Annotated in this window: 12 protein-coding genes and 1 pseudogene; 6 read left to right on the top strand and 7 right to left on the bottom strand. The window is 61.9% G+C overall.

The window, feature by feature from the left end; all coding sequences use genetic code 11:
• The first annotated feature begins 121 nt into the window (after window positions 1-121).
• A pseudogene (locus AC4PS6_RS12765) lies at window positions 122-4,365 on the top strand (Lhr family helicase).
• Between the two features lie 11 nt (window positions 4,366-4,376).
• On the opposite strand, the gene AC4PS6_RS12770 reads toward AC4PS6_RS12765, so the two are convergent.
• Window positions 4,377-6,470, bottom strand: coding sequence for a mechanosensitive ion channel family protein (locus tag AC4PS6_RS12770; RefSeq protein WP_032904137.1), 2,094 nt, complete (start codon window positions 6,468-6,470; stop codon window positions 4,377-4,379).
• A gap of 188 nt (window positions 6,471-6,658) precedes the next feature.
• On the opposite strand from AC4PS6_RS12770, the gene AC4PS6_RS12775 reads away from it, so the two are divergent.
• Genes AC4PS6_RS12775 through AC4PS6_RS12790 form a run of 4 tightly spaced genes read left to right on the top strand, consistent with a single transcriptional unit; the run spans window position 6,659 to window position 10,572 of the window.
• Window positions 6,659-7,585 carry a DUF72 domain-containing protein gene (locus AC4PS6_RS12775; protein WP_336827406.1) on the top strand — a complete coding sequence of 309 codons (927 nt, stop codon included), beginning with the start codon at window positions 6,659-6,661 and terminating at the stop codon, window positions 7,583-7,585.
• Window positions 7,582-8,358, top strand: coding sequence for an endonuclease/exonuclease/phosphatase family protein (locus AC4PS6_RS12780; RefSeq protein ID WP_014720141.1), 777 nt, complete (start codon window positions 7,582-7,584; stop codon window positions 8,356-8,358). The genes AC4PS6_RS12775 and AC4PS6_RS12780 overlap by 4 nt, the downstream gene beginning before the upstream one ends.
• Entirely contained in the window at window positions 8,355-9,617 is a 1,263-nt protein-coding gene (gene clsB, locus AC4PS6_RS12785) for a cardiolipin synthase ClsB (RefSeq protein WP_020302445.1), read from the top strand. Before AC4PS6_RS12780 ends, clsB begins: the two co-directional genes overlap by 4 nt.
• Entirely contained in the window at window positions 9,607-10,572 is a 966-nt protein-coding gene (locus AC4PS6_RS12790; protein ID WP_014720143.1) for a lysylphosphatidylglycerol synthase domain-containing protein, read from the top strand. Before clsB ends, AC4PS6_RS12790 begins: the two co-directional genes overlap by 11 nt.
• A 113-nt stretch (window positions 10,573-10,685) precedes the next feature.
• Here AC4PS6_RS12790 and AC4PS6_RS12795 read toward each other — a convergent pair whose 3' ends face one another.
• The 3 genes from AC4PS6_RS12795 to AC4PS6_RS12805 all read right to left on the bottom strand — a co-directional run bounded on the left by AC4PS6_RS12795 (window position 10,686) and on the right by AC4PS6_RS12805 (window position 13,681).
• A complete protein-coding gene (locus AC4PS6_RS12795) occupies window positions 10,686-11,441 on the bottom strand; it encodes an alpha/beta hydrolase family protein (protein WP_019818878.1) in 756 nt (251 codons plus the stop codon).
• Window positions 11,431-12,540, bottom strand: a complete 1,110-nt coding sequence (locus tag AC4PS6_RS12800) for a DUF3182 family protein (protein WP_336827407.1) — start codon at window positions 12,538-12,540, stop codon at window positions 11,431-11,433. Before AC4PS6_RS12800 ends, AC4PS6_RS12795 begins: the two co-directional genes overlap by 11 nt.
• A 169-nt stretch (window positions 12,541-12,709) precedes the next feature.
• A complete protein-coding gene (locus AC4PS6_RS12805; RefSeq protein ID WP_336827408.1) occupies window positions 12,710-13,681 on the bottom strand; it encodes a GlxA family transcriptional regulator in 972 nt (323 codons plus the stop codon).
• A 96-nt stretch (window positions 13,682-13,777) separates the two neighbouring features.
• Between AC4PS6_RS12805 and AC4PS6_RS12810 the strand changes: the two genes are divergently transcribed.
• The gene (locus tag AC4PS6_RS12810) at window positions 13,778-14,341 is read left to right on the top strand and encodes a cysteine hydrolase family protein (protein WP_014720147.1); all 564 of its coding nucleotides are present in this window, start codon (window positions 13,778-13,780) and stop codon (window positions 14,339-14,341) included.
• Window positions 14,342-14,362: 21 nt separating this feature from the next.
• Here AC4PS6_RS12810 and tam read toward each other — a convergent pair whose 3' ends face one another.
• The 3 genes from tam to AC4PS6_RS12825 all read right to left on the bottom strand — a co-directional run bounded on the left by tam (window position 14,363) and on the right by AC4PS6_RS12825 (window position 17,230).
• On the bottom strand, window positions 14,363-15,124 hold the full coding sequence (tam, locus tag AC4PS6_RS12815) for a trans-aconitate 2-methyltransferase (RefSeq protein ID WP_020302450.1): 762 nt from the start codon (window positions 15,122-15,124) through the stop codon (window positions 14,363-14,365).
• A gap of 186 nt (window positions 15,125-15,310) precedes the next feature.
• A complete protein-coding gene (locus AC4PS6_RS12820) occupies window positions 15,311-15,826 on the bottom strand; it encodes a single-stranded DNA-binding protein (RefSeq protein WP_003232445.1) in 516 nt (171 codons plus the stop codon).
• Window positions 15,827-15,835: 9 nt separating this feature from the next.
• Window positions 15,836-17,230, bottom strand: coding sequence for an MFS transporter (locus AC4PS6_RS12825; RefSeq protein WP_014720149.1), 1,395 nt, complete (start codon window positions 17,228-17,230; stop codon window positions 15,836-15,838).
• Window positions 17,231-17,347: the final 117 nt, after the last annotated feature.

Below are 17,347 nucleotides of genomic sequence, written 5' to 3' on the forward strand. Positions count from 1 at the left end.
AGGCATGTGCGCCTTGCCGTAGGTAGTTGCCAGAATCGTTGCATTTTGCGGGTTTGTAGCGCAACCGTCACGGATAAAGTGCGGGGTTGCAACTTGGCCCCGCCGGTTGCATATAGGGTGAATGAACCTTCCCGAATCAACGGACAAGGGTTTGCACGGCTTTCACCCCGCCGTCAGCACTTGGTTCCGTAGTACCTTTCCTTCGGCGACCAACGCCCAGGCCCAGGCGTGGCCGTTGATCCGCCAGCGCCGCTCGACGCTGATCGCCGCGCCCACCGGCTCCGGCAAGACGCTGACGGCCTTCCTGGCAGTGCTAGACGACCTGGTGCACCAAGGCCTGGCCAACGGCGGCGAACTGCCGGACCAAACCCTGGTGGTGTATGTGTCGCCGCTCAAGGCGCTATCCAACGATATCCAGATTAACCTGCAAAACCCGCTGGCCGGCATTACCGAACATCTAGAGAAGCGGGGGCTGCCGCCGCTGGTAATCCGCACCGCTGTGCGCACCGGCGACACCCCGCAAAAAGACCGCGCCCAGATGCGCAAACGCGCACCGCATATTCTGGTAACCACTCCTGAATCGCTCTACGTGCTGCTCGGCTCGGATTCCGGCCGGCACATGCTCGCCAGCACACGTACGGTGATCGTCGATGAGATCCACGCCATCGCCGCTAGCAAGCGCGGCAGCCACTTGGCCTTGAGCCTGGAGCGCCTGCAAGGGCTGTGTGCCGAGCCATTGACCCGTATCGGCTTGTCGGCCACGCAAAAACCCATCGAAGCCGTCGCGCGCTTTTTAGTCGGCACCAAACGTGATTGCGCCATTGTGGATATCGGCCACGCCCGCCCCCGTGACCTGGCGATCGAAGTGCCGCCGGTGCCGCTCTCGGCGGTGATGGCCAACGACGTGTGGGAGTTGGTCTACGATCGCCTCGCGCAATTGGCCCGTGAACACCGCACCACCCTGGTATTCGTCAACACCCGGCGCCTGGCCGAACGCCTGGCCCGGCACTTGAGCGAGCGCCTGGGCAAGACCGCCGTGGCCGCTCACCACGGCAGTCTGGCCAAAGAGATGCGCCTGGACGCCGAACAGCGCCTCAAGGCCGGCGAACTGCAAGTGTTGATCGCCACGGCGTCCCTGGAGCTGGGGATTGATATCGGCGAAGTGGACCTGGTGTGCCAGATCGGCTCACCCGGTTCCATCAACGGCTTCCTGCAACGGGTCGGCCGTTCCGGGCACCAGGTCGGCGGCACGCCCAAGGGGCGCCTGTTTGCCACCACCCGCGACGACCTGATCGAGTGCGCCGCGCTGCTCGACTGCGTGCGCCGTGGCGAGCTGGATACCTTGCATATTCCGGTGGCACCGCTCGATGTACTCGCCCAGCAGATCATCGCCGAGGTCAGCGCCCAGGAATGGCCGGAACAGGCGCTGCTGGCGCTTATCCACCGCGCCGCGCCTTACGCCGAACTGGATGAACGCCACTACCAGGCCCTTTTGCAGATGCTCAGCGAGGGCTACAACGGCCGCCAGGGCATGCGCAGCGCCTACCTGCACCGCGACGCCGTGGCCCACACCCTGCGCGGCCGCCGTGGCGCCAGGCTCACGGCGGTAACCAGCGGCGGCACGATCCCCGACAATGCCGACTACAGCGTGTTGCTGGAGCCGCAAAGCCTGAATATCGGCAGCGTCAACGAAGACTTTGCGGTGGAAAGCATCGCCGGGGATATCTTCCAGCTCGGCAATACCTCCTATCGCATCCTACGGGTCGAAGCCGGCAAGGTGCGGGTCGAAGATGCCCAGGGCCAACCCCCGACCATTCCGTTCTGGTTGGGTGAAGCCCCCGGGCGCAGCAACGAGTTATCGGTGGCCGTGGCCCGCTTGCAAGGGCAATTGGACAGATTGCTCGGCGCCACGCCCGGCGACCTGCAACCGGCCCTCGACTGGCTTACCGGTACCCTGGGTCTCAATGTCGCCAGCGCCGACCAACTGTTGGATTACCTCGCCCGGTCGCGCCAGGCCCTGAGCGCCTTGCCGTCCCAGGACACATTGATCATGGAACGGTTTTTCGATGCGTCCGGCGGCACCCAACTGATCATCCACACGCCGTTTGGCAGCCGCATCAACCGCGCCTGGGGCCTGGCCTTGCGCAAGCGCTTTTGCCGTACCTTCAATTTCGAGCTGCAAGCGGCGGCCAGTGAAAATGCCATCGTGCTGTCGTTGTCCACCAGTCACAGCTTCGCGCTGGATGAGGTGTGGCGTTACCTCAACAGCAACAGTGCCGAGCACATCCTGATCCAGGCCGTGCTGGATGCGCCACTGTTCGGTGTGCGCTGGCGCTGGAATGCCGGCGTGGCCCTGGCGCTGCCGCGTTATACCGGCGGGCGCAAGGTGGCGCCGCAGATCCAGCGTATGAAGAGCGAAGACCTGATCGCCAGCGTATTTCCCGACCAGATCGCCTGCCTGGAAAACCTCGCCGGCGAACGCGAAATCCCCCACCACCCGCTGGTGGAGCAAACCCTCGACGACTGCCTGCACGAGGCCATGGACAGCGACGCCTGGCTGGCGCTGCTGCGGCGTATGGAACGCGGCGACGTGCGGTTGATCAGCCGCGACCTGCCCGCGCCCTCGCCCATGGCCGCAGAAATCCTCAGCGCTAAACCCTATACCTTCCTCGACGACGCCCCCCTGGAAGAGCGCCGCACCCAGGCCGTGCTCAACCGCCGCTGGAGCGACCCGCAGAGCACTGACGACTTGGGCGCCCTGGATGCCGACGCCATCGCCGGTGTACGCGAAGAAGCCTGGCCGGCGCCCAATGGCCTGGATGAAATGCATGAAGCGTTGATGAGCCTGGCGTGCATCGCAGCGGGCGAAGTTACGCCGCAATGGGCCCAATGGTTGCAGGCACTGCGCAAGGCCGGGCGGGCCTATCAGTTGCCCAACGGAATGTGGGTCGCCGTAGAGCGCTTGAATTGTTTGCAGGCGCTGTATCCCAACGATCTGCCGTTGCTGCCGGGGTTCGATGAGCCCTGGTCCTTTGATGAAGCGCTGGTGGAAGTGCTGCGTGCGCGCCTCAGTGGTTTCGGCCCACTGACCCTGGTCGAGATCGCAGCGCCCCTGGCATTACCGGTGGTGGCGCTTACCCAGGCCCTGGCACGCCTGGAACAAGAAGGCTACGTGCTGCGCGGTCACTTCAGCCCCGGCGTGGGTGAAGAACAATGGTGCGAACGTCATTTGCTGGCGCGCATTCATCGCTACACGGTCAAGCGCCTGCGCCGGGAAATCGAGCCGGTGGCATTGCAGGATTTCATGCGCTTTCTGTTCGATTGGCAGCACCTGTCCGACAGCACACGCGGCCAGGGCAGCGCCGTGTTGCCGCAAATCGTCGGCCAGTTCGAAGGCTATGCCGCCGCCACGTCAGCCTGGGACACAGACCTGCTCAGCGCCCGCATCAAGGATTACTCATCGACCTGGCTCGATGACCTGTGCCGCAGCGGCAAGCTGGTCTGGACGCGCCTGAGCAACAAGGCCGGCGCCATGGCGTTGCGCAGCACCCCGGTGGTTTTGCTCCCCCGTAGCCAGGTAGCGTTGTGGAGCGGGCTGACCGAGCCTACCGACAGCACCACCTTGTCGCCCAAGACGCAGAAGGTCCACCTCTGCGCGAGCATGGCGCGCTGTTTTTCGATGAACTGGTACATGAGGCCCATTTGCTGCGCAGCGAGCTGGAGACAGCCTTGCAGGAATTGGTAGGCGCCGGCTTGGTGAATGCTGACAGCTTCGCCGGCCTGCGCGCCTTGACCACCCCCGCCAGCAAACGCCAGGCGCGCAGCAGTCGACGTGGGCGCGGGGCGTTTGTCGGCGGTATGGACGACGCCGGGCGTTGGGCCTTGGTTCGCCGCTCGGCGACCGCCGCCGGCGCGCATACGGCCGAGACCCTGGAGCATGTGGCGATGACCCTGCTGCGCCGCTATGGCGTGGTGTTCTGGCGGCTGCTGGAGCGCGAGGCGGATTGGTTACCGAATTGGCGCGAGTTGCTGCGCACTTTCCATCGGTTGGAGGCGCGAGGCGAGATCCGTGGCGGGCGGTTTGTCAGTGGGTTGGCGGGAGAGCAGTTTGCATTGCCGGAGGCGATACCGTTGCTGCGCGAGGTGCGGCGACGGCCCCATGACGGGAGTTTAATTGCGGTGTGTGGGGCGGATCCGTTGAATCTTGTCGGCACGCTGTTGCCGGGAGCCAAGGTGCCAGCGGTAAGCGGTAACCGGGTTGTGTACCGTGATGGGGTGCCGGCGGCGGTGATGGTAGGGGGCAAGCAGCAGGTTTTGTTGGAGGTGGATCAGCACGCGGTACAGCAGAAGTTGATCAGGCGCTGACCTTGAGGGCCTCATGATTGAGACCTGGGCTGCTCCGTCAACACCACCGCGTCCTGCTCATGCTCCTGCGCCACACGCTTAGGCAACAACACCTGTTGTGGATAAGTTTGCGCAAAATGCACCTCATCACAGTTATCCACAAGCTTTTTCAACCGTTGATTAAACGCCCGGCTGACTGCGTATTGGCCACCCGAAACCGTGCGGAACTGCGCGGTGAGCACCACGCCATTGAGGTCCATCTTGTCCACCCCGAACACCTCCAACGGCCCTTGCAGGTTGTACTTGAGGAACACATCGTCGCGGATCGACTGGCCGGCCTCGCGGATCAGCTCCACGGCCTTGTCTACGTCAGTGTCGTAGGTGAACTGCACCGAGAAGAACGCGTAGGCGAATTGACGCGACTGGTTGGTGACCGCCTTGATCTGCCCGAACGGCACCGAATGCACAAACCCCTTGCCGTCACGCAGGCGCAGGGTGCGGATGGTCAGGCCCTCCACGGTGCCGGCGTGACCAGAGTCGAGCACCACCCAATCGCCGATGGACAGGGTGTCTTCGATAATGATGAACAGGCCAGTAATCACGTCCTGCACCAATTGCTGGGAACCGAAACCGATCGCCAGTCCCACCACCCCGGCGCCCGCCAGCAAAGGCGCGACATTGATGCCCAGGTTGGCCATGGTGGTAATCGCGCAGATCACCACCAGGATGATCTTCACTGCATTGCGCAGCAGCGGCAGGATGGTTTTGACCCGGGTGCTGGGCTGGCGACTGGAGCGTTTATTCACCGGTGGTTTGAGGGCTTCCTGAATCGCGGTGTCGAGCACCACCCAGAACAGCCATGTCACCAACAGGATCAGGCCGATACTGCTGAGGGAATCACTGATGGCCCGGCCCACCGAGTTGCGCTGGGCGAATTCGAACAGCGAAACGCCCCAGATACGCCCGAGTATCTCGATAAACGCGATGGCCATGACGATACGCAAAATCGCGTGCAGCAAACTCAGGAAGCGTTCCTTGTAGGCGCTGCTGCGTTGGATCGATACCTGGCTGCGGGACTTGAACAGGTGTTGCAGCACGGTGCTGAGAAACACCGTGCCGATCAGTAACAAGGTGGTGAGCAACGCGCAGCGCAGGGCCTCTTGGTTGTCGTCACCGGCACCGATCAGGTTGACCGCCGACACCAGCACCATCAACAGAATCGGCCAGTACCAGAGCCCGGAAAACACCCGCAGCGACTGTTGCAATGCTGGATGTTTGAGACGCTGGGCCAACGGCCGGTTGCGGATCAAATGGGCCACCGGCCGACGCAGGCGTACCACCAGTACGCCAAAGATGACCGCGGCAAACAGGCCGGTAAACACGGCAATGCTGCTGGTGATATTGCCGCCCAACTGACGAGCGATTTGCGGGCTGGTCAGTGCATCGCTGAGGGCCGCGAGAAAGCCGATCAGGAATAGAGGCTTGGGGCAATAGTCACGAATGATCTGCACGGCAGGCCGCTTGTGGCCGACGTTGAACATGACAATGACGCACAGCAACAGCGAGGTGGAAAAGATGCCACTGCTGGTGGCGTAGGCAAAACACAGTGCCAGGGCTCGGCCGACAGACGTGGGTAAAAAGTGACTGACATAAAGGGTCAGCGGCAGGCAGATCAGCGCTGGAATCGTGTAGGGAACTACATAGCCCAGCAAGCCTTGCAGCCGTTGGCGCCGCGCGAGGAATGGGCGGCGGCTCGAGCGTTGCACAACCAGGCGCCCAAGTATCGTCAAGACCGCAAAGGCACCGACCCACACCCCAGACAACAGCAGGAAATCGCCCGCCACGCTCCACGGCGAGCGTGCGGCTGTCTGGTCTACCAGGCGCCCTACTTCGTCCGCGGCGCGATCAGCACGCAGGCGCCAGGCGTCGATGAGGTTCTGGTCGAGGTCGAGCTTGTTCTGCACGTCGTCGATGCTTGAACTGATGGCCCCGAGCAGCCCGCCTTCTACCAGCAGTTCCGGCTTGGCCGGCGTTTCGGCAGCGGGCGCCGTTGCCGCGGCTTGCAGGGCGCCATTGCCGCAGAGCAGCAGCGCGACGAGCAGTAATGCAGTCTTTGGATTCAGCAAAACAGCAAGCTCCTTCAGCAGGGTCTGTAAGGAACTGACGAGCTTGGGCCCTTATCGTTCCCTGCGTTTGCAATGCCCCTCCCACATTTCACCCCCTGTACCGCCTGTAGGAATGTGGAAACTTTCAGCCAAACAGCGCAGTCATCCCATAACGGAGGTCACCTCACCCACCATCCACGGGAGCACACATGGCGGCGATTCACATCGGCATTTCCGGCTGGCGCTACACGCCCTGGCGCGGGGACTTTTACCCCGAAGGGCTGACCCAGAAACGCGAGTTGCAGTTTGCGTCACGCGCCGTCAACAGCATCGAAATCAACGGCTCGTTCTATGCGTTGCAAACCCCCAAGCGCTACGCCGAGTGGTATGCCGATACGCCCGAAGGTTTCCTGTTCAGTGTCAAGGCGCCCCGTTTCATCACGCATATCCTGCGCCTGCGGGACGTGCACAAGCCGATGGCGAATTTCTTCGCTTCCGGGGTGCTGGAACTCAAAGAAAAACTCGGCCCCATCCTCTGGCAGTTTCCGCCCAGCTTCAAATTTGACGCCACGCTGTTCGAAACCTTCCTGGCCCAATTACCCACCGATACCCAACAGGCGGCGGCCCTCGCCCGCCAGCATGAGCCACGCCTGAACGGCAAGGCGAGCATGAAGGCCTATGCCAAGAAACCTTTGCGCCATGCCGTGGAGATTCGCAACAAGAGTTTTGCCGTGCCGGAGTTCATCCAACTGCTGGATAAGCACGGTGTGGCGCTGGTGGTCGCGGACACCGCCGGCAAGTGGCCGTACATGGAAGACGTGACCGCCAACTTCATGTACCTGCGCTTGCACGGCGACAAGCAGTTATACGCCAGTGGTTATAGCGCCGAAGCGCTCCAGCGCTGGGGTGACCGCATCGAACGCTGGGCCCAGGGCAAGCAGCCTGCCGATGCACACCTGGTCGACCCGCACCACACACCCCGCAGGCGTAAACAGCGCGATGTGTTCTGTTTTTTCGACAACGACATCAAAGTTCGCGCCCCCTTCGATGCACGCCAATTGCTGCAACGCTTCGGACTGGACGAACACCTGCTCAGCGAGCCTGGCCGACTGCCGGAACCAGGAGTATTGCCATGACGCATCCAGAGCTGATCCCCACCCCGCCGACCACCGCCATCACCCGTTTCACGGTGCTGACGGTCAATATCCACAAGGGTTTCACCGCACTGAATCGCCGCTTCATTTTGCCCGAACTGCGTGAAGCGGTGCGCAGCGTGGGCGCCGACATGGTGTTCTTGCAGGAGATCCATGGCACTCACGAACGCCATCCCCAGCGCTACAGCGACTGGCCAAAAATGCCGCAGTATGAGTTCCTGGCCGACAGCATCTGGCCGCAGTTTGCCTATGGGCGCAATGCGGTGTACCCCCATGGCGACCATGGCAATGCACTGCTGTCGAAATTCCAGATCATCCGCTACGACAACCTCGACATTTCGCAAAGCGGCCATGAAAACCGCGGCCTGCTGCATTGCGTGTTGCGCCTGCCGGGCAGCGGCCAGCAGGTGCACGCGATCTGCATCCACCTGGGCTTGCGCGAGGTGCATCGCCAACAACAATTGCGGTTGCTGGAACAACGTATCAGCGAGATTCCGGCCGATGCGCCGTTGGTGGTCGCTGGCGATTTCAACGACTGGCGGCAAAAAGCCGACCTGAGCGAAAGCGGTTTGCAGGAAGTGTTCATGCACACCCTTGGCAAACCGGCGCGCACCTTCCCGGCACGCCTGCCGTTGCTGCCGCTGGACCGCATTTATGTGCGTAACTTGACGGTGCACAACCCGCGCGTACTCACCACTCGCCCTTGGTCCCATCTCTCAGACCATGTGCCGCTGTCGGTGGAGGTTGAGCTATGAACGTCGCGGTAGACCATATCGCCACAGACCAACCGCCAGATGACAGCAAAGCGCGGGATCTGGATTACGGCTGGCAGAGCGGCAACCAGGTGGCGTTGCTGGAGAACGGCGAGGCGTACTTTCCCGCTGTGTTCGAGGCTTTGCGGGCGGCAGAGCGCGAGATCCTGCTGGAGACCTTCATCCTCTTTGAAGACAAGGTCGGCTTTGAGCTGCACAGCATCCTCATCGAGGCGGCCAAGCGTGGGGTAAAGGTGGTGGTCAGCCTCGACGGTTTTGGTTGCGGCGAGCTGAGCCCGGGCTTCCTGCGGGAGTTGGCCGAAGCCGGGGTGATGGTGCAGATGTTCGACCCGGCGCCCAAGACCTTCGGCATACGCACTAACTGGTTTCGCCGCCTGCACCGCAAGATTGTCGTGGTGGATGCCCGCGTGGCGTTTATCGGCGGGATCAATTTTTCTGCTGACCACTTGGCGGATTTCGGCCCCGAAGCCAAGCAGGATTACTCAGTACAGGTGATCGGCCCGGCCGTGGCCGACCTGCACCATTTCGCCCTCGCCCAAAGTGGCCGCCAGGTGCGCAGCCGTCGCGGTTGGCGACGGCGCCAGCAACGGCCTTCGCCCTGGACGAACGAGCCAGGCGACGGCCTGGTGCGCCTGATTTATCGCGATAACATTCAGCATCGTGACGATATCGAGGAGGCGTATATCCACGCCTTGAGCCAGGCTCGGCGGCGCGTGGTGATCGCCAACGCGTATTTCTTCCCCGGCTATCGCCTGCTTCGCGAGATCCGCAACGCGGCGCGCCGTGGCGTGCAGGTGCAGTTGATCATGCAGGGCCAGCCCGACGTGCTGTTGGCGAAACTGGCCGCGCGCATGCTCTATGACTACTTGCTCAAGGATGGCGTGGTGATTCACGAATACTGCCAACGCCCGCTGCACGGCAAGGTGGCGCTGGTGGATGACGAATGGAGCACCGTCGGCTCCAGCAACCTGGACCCACTGAGCCTGGCATTAAACCTGGAAGCCAATGTGCTGATTCGCGACCGGGCTTTCAATCAGCAGCTCTACGAACGCCTGGAAGCCCTCGCCCGAAATCATTGCCAGACCATGCCGGAAAAGCGCAAGCCGCGCCTGTGGCTCTGGCGCTTGACCGTGGGTTTCCTGGTGTTTCATGTGATGCGCCATTTCCCGGTACTGGCCAGTTGGTTACCGGCCCACAAACCGCGTTTGAAACCTTTTGAGGCCACGCCCCATGACGTCTGAAGCCCGCCCCCAAGCGCAAGCCTCTGGGTTCAAGCGCTGGAAGAAACCGCTGACGATCGCGTTCTTCGTGCTGCTGATCGTGTTGTTTACCCTGCTGGCCCGGCGCATCGACTGGAGCGAAGTGTTCCAGACCCTGAGCGAGTTCAAGCTGCGCACATTGTTCATCGCCGGCGCGCTGACGCTGTGCAGTTTTATCGTCTATGCCTGCTTCGACTTGATCGGCCGCACCTACATTCGCCAGCCGTTGCGTTGGAAGCAGATATTGCCGGTGGGTTTCATCAGCTACGCGTTCAACCTCAACCTCAGCGCCTGGGTCGGTGGCATCGCCATGCGGTATCGGCTGTATTCACGCCTGGGCGTGAGCACCAGCAATATCGCCAAGATCCTCGGCCTGAGCCTAGCCACCAATTGGTTCGGCTATATGGCGTTGGCCGGGGTGGTGTTCAGCAGCGGGTTGGTGACCCTGCCGCCGGGCTGGAAGCTCAGCAGCGGCGCCTTGCAAGGGGTCGGGGGGTTGTTGGTGCTCGCGAGCCTGGGCTACCTGGCGGCGTGCCGGTTTTCGAAAAAGCGCGCGTGGTCGATCCGCGGTATCGAGATCAACTTGCCGTCGCTGCGTATGGCCTGTTTGCAACTGGCCCTGGGTGCGTTGAACTGGTCGTTGATGGCGGCGGTGATATTTGCCTTGTTGCCCGCCAAACTGGATTACCCCCTAGTGCTGGGGGTGCTGTTGATCAGCGCAATTGCCGGGGTGGTCACCCATATTCCCGCCGGCTTGGGGGTTTTGGAGGCGGTGTTCATTGCGCTGTTGCAGCATGAAGCGTCGCGGGGGAGTTTGCTGGCCGGGCTGATCGCGTACCGGGCGATTTATTTTATCTGCCCGTTGTTGATTGCACTGGTGATGTATTTGGGGGTGGAGGCCAAGGCCAAGGCGTTGCGGGTTAAGAAAACTGCCTGATGAGACGGTGGTGACGGTGGAATCGCTATCGCGGGCAAGCCCGGCTCCCACAGGGGAATGCATTCCCAGGTGGGAGCCGGGCTTGCCCGCGAAAGCGATCACAAGGGCAACGACTATCGAGCCTGAATGATGCTCAACCGCTCCCCCACCACCATCTCGGTAATCCAGTCCACCAGGATCGAGGTGTAGGCCTGTTGCGACACCGGGTCGCTCAGGGAATGGTCGGCGCCGTCGATGATGCGGTGGGTCAGGGAGTGGGTTTGCTGGCACGCCGCGCGGTAACTCATGATGGTGGCGTGAGGCACATGGTCGTCGGTTTCCGATTCGACAATCAGCACATCGCCGGTAAATTGCGCGCAGGCATGCAGGGCACGGTTGGTTTCGGCGTGCACGAGGGTGCCGCGGTAATCCATCAGGTCGGCTTTATCCAAGTCGCGCTTGGGCTTGAGCCATTCCTGATCGCGGTACAGCGCCGGCACTCGCAGCGCCAGCCAACGTACCGGGCGCAATGAGGTGAGGATCGCTGCCAAGTAGCCGCCATAACTGGTGCCCACCACTGCCACCGCCGAGGTGTCGATAGCCGGGTGGGACAGCAGGCGGTCGTAGGCGGCCAGCAGGTCGCGCAGGTTGTCTTCGCGGGTGACGCGCGACAAAGGGATGCCGGTGCCAGCATGGCCACGCAGGTCGAAGGTCAGGCACACACACCCAAGGCCTGCGATACCTTTGGCCCGCTCCAGGTCGCGCTCCTGGCTGCCGCCCCAGCCGTGCACGAACAACACACCGGGTACTTTGGACTTGGGACTGAGGAAGGTCCCGCTCATCTGCTCGTCGTCTATATCGATGGTGATGCTCTCGCTTCTAGCCGTCATAAGTCTTGACCGTCACATATTTGAGTAGAAAGTCGCTGTTCTCGGCCGGGCCTCGGTATACCTCGATGGCATCCGCCGGCAGCGCTTGGTCTACATAGGTTTCTACCGAGGACACACGGATGGCTTTAAGGCCCGGATGGTTGATAAAACTCTGCAACGCCGCGACTTCCGCGCTGCTGGCCCCGCCCATGCGCCAGGATTGTTCGAGCACACCACTGCGGCGCTGGCCTGTGCTGTCCAGGCCTTGGGCGATGTCGTAGTTGCGGCGCGAGGCGAAGAAGCTTGGGTAGGCTTCGTCCGCAGCACGGTCGAAAACCAGCGCCTGTTCAATGGCCTCACGCACGTCTTCACGCAGATCCAGTTTGAGCAGGGCAGCATAATCACCGGGGACGACCAGCAGATCGGAACCGCCGTAGACCTCTTCCCCCTGCCCGTCTTGGGTCAGGTGCTGCTCGCCGCAGTAGCTAATGAGGTGATCGCCAATAAAACTCTGGCCCACGCTGTGGGTGACCACCGCGTGCAGGTCTTGTTCCAGCACCACGCCTTCATTGAACATTCGGGCCGCTTCCGGGCGCGCCACTATCGCGTCGAACTCATCCAGGCTGTGGATAACTTCCTGCCCGCGCCCTGCACAGGCGTTCACGGGTTTCAGACGAATCGGGCCACTGTAGAGCAAGCGGGTCGCGGCAGGCCGCGCGTCCTCAAGGGCGAACACACTCACCCCGTCCAACACTACGTCACGCACGCGCTCGCAGAATGTCGGCGACCAGCCTTCGGGCGCCTTGGCCTCGGGACTCAGCAGGCCATGCGTGATGGCCTTGGTGCAGATAAAAGCGTGATCGACATAGCCGCCCCACAGATCGCCAGGCCCCTTGATATTGAGCTGGCGCGCTTGGGCTGGCCCGACCAGGGTTTGCGTGGGCAGCAGATACAATTCCCGACCCGCATGCAGGGCCGGGTCGTAACTGCCACCGAACTTGAGCCCCAGGATCTGCGCCAGCCAGCGTGCGAGGGCGCGGTTGGTTTCGATTTCATGCAGGGGCGCCCCCTCTCGCATGGAGTGGGCGACCACCAACTTCTTGCGACTTATGGGGGTCATGCGGTCCCCTTTTCCATCAACCTTTGTGTAGCAATGAGGTTGCATGGATCAGGCCAACGCTGTGATTGAGCGGATAGTTGTTAAATCAATCAGTTGCGCAAAAAGTGATGGCCGTTAGCCTGTTTTATTCTGCACGACCCGGGGCGAACCCTGCGGCGTTCTGCACGATTCAAACCCCAAAGCGGTTGCGGTAATCGCTGGGGGACAGGCCGGTGATTTTCTTGAAAATGGTACGAAAGGCACCGGGGTCTTGATAGCCCACGGTCCAGGCAATGTGATCGATGGTGCCGTTGGTGAACTCCAGCATCTGCCGCGCCTTGCCGACCCGCAGGTGTTGGCAGTACTCGGTGGGTTTCAATCCGGTGGCGTTGCGAAAGCGCCGTAGAAAGGTGCGCTCTTCCAGGTTCGCCTCCTGCGCCATCGCTGCCACGGACACGTCCACCGCGCCACTGGCTTGCAGCCAATGCTGGACCTTGAGGACCGCACCATCACCGTGCCTGAGAAGCGGCGCAAAGTTACTCCCACATTGGCTGGCGCTGGCGCTGTGTTCGATCACCAGAAAACGCGCCGTATCGGCCGCCACGCTCGGGCCCATCAGCCGGTCGACCAGGCGCAGGCCCAGTTCCGACCAGGCCATCAGCCCAGCGGAGGTGATCAGGTCGCCGTCATCGACAATAGGTTTATCCGCTTCCAGTCGCACCGCCGGGTAACAGGCCGCAAAAGACTTCGCGGAGGACCAGTGGGTGGTGGCACTGCGGCCATCCAACAGGCCGCTGCGCGCCAGCATGATCGAGCCGATGCACACGCCGCCCAGCACGGTGCCGCCCGCATGTTGCAGGCGCAGCCATTCCAGCAGCGCAGGCGGCGCCTGGTCTTCGGTGAATTCTGCAATCGAGGGCGGCACCAACACGGCCATCATCGGTTGCTCGGGGCCTGGGTGGCTGTCGAACGTGCGCGCGGGCGTGCCGTGGGCATCTACCTGCCAGTGGCTGACCCGCAGCAGCGGCAGTTGCGCAGAGTCATGCTCGGCGGCGATGCGGTTAGCGACCCCGAACAGGTCAGTCAGCCCGTGGACTGCGGCGAGTTGCGCACCTTGGTAGATCAACACACCCAGCTCGACAGTGCTGCGTTGCGCGGCCATTGTCAGTTTTCCCCCTGTTATTGTCGGTGCGGCCAATTCTCGGCGTGATCGCCAGCTAAGATACTAGGCCCATCAACCCATCACGAGGCAACACACATGGCCAAGCAGGCGCTCATCCTAATCGATATCCAGAACGACTACTTCCCCCAGGGCAAGTGGCCGCTCGACGGCGTGGAAGCCGCAGCGGACAAGGCAGCGCAGGTGCTACAGGCGTTTCGACAAGCAGGCGATGCGGTGATTCATGTACGGCATGAGTTCGCTGGCGACGACGCACCGTTCTTCACACCGGGCTCCGAAGGCGCGCACTTGCATGCCAAGGTGCTCAACGAGGGCGAGGAACCGGTGGTGCTCAAACACTTCGTGAATGCGTTTCGCCAAACCAACCTGCGCGAACTGCTGGAACAGCGCAGCATCACCGACGTGGTGGTGGTAGGCAGCATGAGCCATATGTGCATTGACGCCGTGGTACGGGCGGCGGCGGACCTGGGCTACAAGGTTACGGTGATCCATGATGCCTGCGCGACCCGCGACCAGGAATTCAACGGGCAGGTGATTCCGGCGGCGCAGGTGCACGGGGCGTACATGGCCTCCCTGGCCTTTGGCTATGCGGGTGTGGTGTCGGCAGAGGAATATTTGAAGGCCCAAGCAGCGGCCGCGTGACCGCCAATCAGGCCGATCGCTTTAGCGTGTGGCGATGATGAACAGGCGCGGAAAGGGCAACAACACCGTGCCATCGGCCAGGGCGGGATAAGCCTGGGTAATTCGCGCCTGGTATTGCTGCAGGAAGGCGGCTTTTTCATCGTCGGTCAACGGCGCAAGAAAAGGCCGCAATGCCGAAGCCTTGAACCACTCCACCACCGCCGTGTGGTCCGCCAACGGGTGGTGATAGGTGGTGCGCCATACATCCACGGTACTGCAATACTTGCTCAACAGTTCGTAGTAGTAACTGGCGGTGTGCCGCTCATTGTGTTTGACCGCCCCTATCTTCGCCGACCACGGGCCATCGGCCGCAACTTCACGGGCCAGGCGATGGGCGGGCTCGTCAAGGTTGTCCGGGGTTTGCACCGCCAGCGTACCGCCTGGGTTCAGTTGGTGGACCAAGTGCGGGTAGAGCGTGGCGTGGTCGGGCAGCCATTGCAGCGAGGCATTGGCCAGAATCACATCCAAGCGTTGCGCAGGATGCCAGGCGCCGATATCTGCCAGCTCGAAGTTCAACCTGGGCAGGCGCTTGCGGGCGTCTACCAACATGTCATCGGAGCTGTCCATGCCAGTGACGTGCGCTTGGGGGAAACGCTCGGCCAGCACTTCGGTGGAGTTTCCCGGCCCGCACCCCAGGTCGACTGCGGTGCCCACGTCGGTGTTGGGAATTGCCGCAATCAGGTCACGGACAGGGCGAGTGCGCTGCTGTTCGAACATCGTGTACTGCTTGGCGGACCAGGTCATCACAGCCTTCCTTCTTTCTTAGAGGTGGCGACAGCCTAAATCTTGTGAGCCATGAGAACAAATGCTGGGGTTGGTGTGCTGCCTGCAAAAAGGCAGCGCGTGCACCGACGCCTGTTCATCGCCCATAAAAAAACCCCGATGCTTTCGCTATCGGGGGTTTTGTTTGTTCAGGGTCGGTCTTGGACCTTAGAACGGGATATCGTCATCAAAGCTGTCGAAATCCGGAGCCGGTTGCGGAGCAGCCTGTTGTGGTGCTGGGCGCGACTCACGCTGTGGCTGCTGGCTTGGCTGCGGACGCGACTGCTGTGGGCGCGGTGCCGAGTTGGACATGCCGCCCTGGCCCTGTTGGTCGCCCTGTGGACGGCCGCCCAGCAGTTGCATGGTGCCTTGCATGTCGACCACGATTTCGGTGGTGTAACGCTTGATGCCGTCTTTTTCCCACTCACGGGTTTGCAGTTTGCCTTCGATGTAGACCTGCGAACCTTTGCGCAGGTATTCACCGGCGATCTCTGCGACCTTGCCGAACATCGACACGCGGTGCCATTCGGTCTTCTCGACCTTCTGGCCGGTCTGCTTGTCGGTCCACTGTTCGCTGGTCGCCAGGCTCAGGTTGGTCACGGCGTTACCGTTAGGCAAGTAGCGAACTTCGGGATCCTGGCCGCAAGTACCGACCAATATGACTTTGTTAACCCCACGGGCCATAACGTTCTCCTAGGCTGGGCGCGCTGTCGGCACTGGGTTGACCAGTTGCTCGAGCGTCGCGCGATCCAATAATTCGGTGTCCAATTTGATGTAAATGGCCGCCTCTTCAGCGACCACGACTGCATCCGTTACCCCTACGACAGCCTTCAGGCGCTCTACCAGGCCGGCTTCGCGGATCGCCTCGGGCGATAGCGGCAAACGCAGACTGGTGACGTAGGGAGGTTCGCGCATGGTAACAGCAAAGACCAGCCAAAGTGCAGCCAGCCCGGCGCATCCGAGGAACACAACCGACAAACCGCCATGCTGGAACATCCAGCCGCCCATGATGCCGCCCAACGCAGAACCCAGGAACTGGCTGGTGGAATACACCCCCATGGCCGTGCCCTTACCGCCTGCCGGTGAAACTTTACTGATCAGTGACGGCAACGACGCTTCGAGCAGGTTGAAGGCGGTGAAAAACACCACCGTACCAATCACCAATGCTCGCAGGCTGTCGCCGAACTGCCAGAAGAATAGTTCAGTGAGCATCAATGTCGCGACGGCGCCGAGTAAAACTCGTTTCATTTTGCGTTTCTTCTCGCCATAGATGATGAACGGGATCATGGCGAAGAACGAAATCAACAGCGCAGTGAGGTAGACCCACCAGTGCTGTTCCTTGGGCAGGCCGGCTTTTTCCACCAGGGCCAGGGGCAAGGCGACGAAGCTGCACATCAGCATGGCGTGTAATACGAAGATACCTAAATCCAGGCGCAGCAGGTCCGGGTGCTTGAGCGTCGGCAGCAACGCCTTGCGTGCGACGCCCGATTCACGATGCTGCAGGGTGCCGGTGGAGCGCGGCACCATAAAAGCCACGATCAGGATGCCGAACAACGCCATGCCGCCCGTGGCCAGGAATAGCCCATGCAAGCCGAACGCGCGCGTGAGTAAGGGGCCGACCACCATTGCCACGGCAAAAGACAGGCCGATGGTCATGCCGATCATCGCCATGGCCTTGGTGCGGTGTTGTTCGCGGGTCAGGTCCGACAGCAGCGCCATCACGGCGGCGGAAATCGCACCGGCGCCCTGCAGGATGCGTCCGGCGATCACGCCCCAGATCGAATCGGACTGGGCCGCTAGCACACTGCCAAGGGCGAATACGATCAGCCCGAGATAGATCACCGGGCGACGGCCAATGCGGTCGGAAATAATCCCGAACGGAATCTGGAAAATTGCCTGGGTCAGGCCATAGGCGCCAATCGCCAGGCCGATCAAGGCGGGGGTCGCCCCTGCGAGATCCATCCCATAGGTGGCCAGCACCGGCAACACCATAAACATGCCCAGCATACGGAAGGCGAACACCAGGGCCAGACCGCTTGCCGCTCGGGTCTCGCCGCTACTCATGCGTTCGCTGTGGGGATCGTGCATGGAAAAACCTCGTGTGAACCGGCGGCGATTCTACCAGTCCCATCGATTGAGAGGGTATATGCGGCGCTTTGCCGCGCAGCTTTCATGTAAGGCTGCAAGCGGCGTTTTGACAGTGTA

This window comes from Pseudomonas sp. DW-iso17, from assembly GCF_058725345.1.